The organism is Morganella sp. B601 (assembly GCF_051172335.1).
Taxonomy (GTDB): domain Bacteria; phylum Pseudomonadota; class Gammaproteobacteria; order Enterobacterales; family Enterobacteriaceae; genus Morganella; species Morganella morganii.
On record NZ_JBPIZE010000024.1, the window covers coordinates 1 to 524 of the forward strand.

Below are 524 nucleotides of genomic sequence, written 5' to 3' on the forward strand. Positions count from 1 at the left end.
TTGTTTTTTCCGGAAAGAACGCTGCTGCCATGCCTTTTTAAGAGAGTATAAAAAATACTTCTTCCCTCCGGGATTATCATTCCATGCCCGCAGGGCGGCATAAAAACAAATATATTTATCTCCGGAAGTTTCGGGGTTAAAGAACCGGAGGGGCCAGACAGGTATTTTTATATTATCGACAGAGTAGTTACAGATATAATCCCATATCCAGTTACAGGCATCATCATCATCCTTACTCAGCCATTTTATATTTTTTACTACTGTGAAGGATTTTATCCATTCATCCTTAAGCATATTTATAACATGTTCTTTTTCACCAAGCTCCAGGCTGATATGATCAAATATAGTCTGGAAATCGCGATACATCTCTTCAGTACTGACATGATTATCTTTTATACCAAATTTTCTTTTGATGTGTTTTATTTGCTGTGACACAGATGGATTTCTGAATTCATTATCACTCAACCAGCTATTAGCAGCAGGTTTTAATGCTGTTGCCTGTTGAATTGCCTGAGTATATTTAT

Annotated in this window: 1 protein-coding gene; it reads right to left on the reverse strand. The window is 36.6% G+C overall.

Going from position 1 to position 524, the window contains the following annotated elements:
* Positions 1-524, reverse strand: a 524-nt coding sequence (locus ACSBQN_RS19285; RefSeq protein ID WP_434991812.1) for a hypothetical protein, incomplete at both ends; no start/stop codon positions are given.